Genomic DNA, 1,829 nt, shown 5'->3' with positions numbered 1-1,829 from the left:
GCCGGCGGTCAGCCAGCGCTTTGGTCCGGTGGTCGCCAAACTCATCGACGGCGTGCAGCGCATGGCGGCTATCAGCGACAGTCTGAGCCCGCGTAAATCCATGGTGATGGGCACTCAGGGGCAGGTCGAAAACCTGCGCAAGATGCTGGTGGCGATGGTCGACGACGTGCGTGTCGCCTTGATCAAGCTGGCCGAGCGCACCTGCGCGATTCGTGCGGTAAAAACCGCCGACGACGAAAAGCGCAACCGCGTGGCCCGTGAAGTCTTCGACATCTACGCGCCGCTCGCCCATCGTCTGGGGATCGGTCATATCAAATGGGAGTTGGAGGACTTGTCCTTCCGCTACCTTGAGCCCGATCAGTACAAACAGATCGCCAAATTGCTGCATGAACGGCGACTCGATCGTGAGCGTTTCATCAGCGAGGTGATGAGCCAGCTGAAAAACGAATTGCAGGCCACCGGCGTCGATGCAGACATCAGTGGCCGGGCCAAACACATCTACTCGATCTGGCGCAAAATGCAGCGCAAAGGTCTGGAGTTCAGCCAGATCTACGACGTTCGCGCCGTGCGTGTGCTGGTGCCGGAAATGCGCGATTGCTACACCGCGCTCGGCATCGTCCACACCCTGTGGCGGCACATTCCCAAAGAGTTTGACGACTACATCGCCAACCCCAAGGAAAACGGCTACCGCTCGCTGCACACTGCTGTGATCGGTCCGGAGGGCAAGGTGCTGGAAGTGCAGATCCGCACCCACGCCATGCACGAAGAAGCCGAGCTGGGGGTTTGCGCACACTGGAAGTACAAGGGCACCGACGTCAAATCCGGTTCCAATCACTACGAAGAGAAAATTTCCTGGTTGCGGCAGGTGCTCGAATGGCACGAGGAACTGGGTGACATCGGTGGCCTGGCGGAACAGTTGCGGGTCGATATCGAGCCTGACCGGGTCTATATCTTCACCCCGGACGGTCACGCCATCGACCTGCCGAAGGGCGCGACGCCACTGGACTTTGCCTACCGCGTGCACACCGAAATCGGTCACAACTGCCGTGGCGCCAAGATCAACGGGCGCATCGTGCCGCTCAACTACAGCCTGCAAACGGGTGAGCAGGTCGAGATCATCACCAGCAAGCATGGCACCCCGAGTCGTGACTGGCTCAACCCGAACCTGGGTTACGTCACCACCTCGCGGGCGCGGGCGAAGATCGTTCACTGGTTCAAGCTGCAGGCCCGCGACCAGAACGTCGCGGCCGGTAAAACCCTGCTTGAGCGCGAGCTCAATCGCCTCGGTCTGCCGGCGGTGGACTTCGACAAGCTGGCCGAGAAGGCCAACATGAAAACCGCCGAAGACCTGTTTGCCGCGCTTGGTGCCGGTGATTTGCGCCTGGCGCAGTTGGTCAACCTGGCGCAGCAATTGGTCGAGCCGGAACGCGGCAACGAACAGTTGGAACTCATCCCGCGCAAGGCGACCGGTTACAAGCCGGGCAAGCGCGGCGACATTCAGATCCAGGGCGTCGGCAACCTGATGACCCAGATGGCCGGCTGCTGCCAGCCGCTGCCAGGGGACGCAATCGTCGGTTACATCACCCAGGGCCGTGGCGTCAGCATTCACCGCCAGGACTGCGCATCGGTGTTGCAATTGGGCGGACGCGAGCCAGAGCGGATCATCCAGGTCAGCTGGGGGCCGGTGCCGGTACTCACGTATCCCGTCGATATTGTCATTCGGGCCTACGACCGTTCCGGTTTGCTGCGTGACGTTTCGCAGGTATTGCTCAATGAGCGGATCAACGTGCTGGCGGTCAACACCCGTTCGAACAAGGAGGACAACACGG

1 protein-coding gene is annotated in these 1,829 nt (G+C 61.1%); it reads left to right on the top strand.

Translation table 11 applies throughout. From position 1 onward, the window contains the following. Window positions 1–1,829: GTP diphosphokinase (gene relA / locus D8V06_RS02790; protein WP_130930397.1), on the top strand; the 1,829-nt coding region annotated here is incomplete at both ends.

The sequence above is a fragment of the Pseudomonas sp. Sample_24 genome, from assembly GCF_004307605.1.
Classification (GTDB): domain Bacteria; phylum Pseudomonadota; class Gammaproteobacteria; order Pseudomonadales; family Pseudomonadaceae; genus Aquipseudomonas.
The sequence above is the reverse complement of the archived record's forward strand: the minus strand, read 5'-3'. Positions and strand labels throughout refer to the sequence as shown.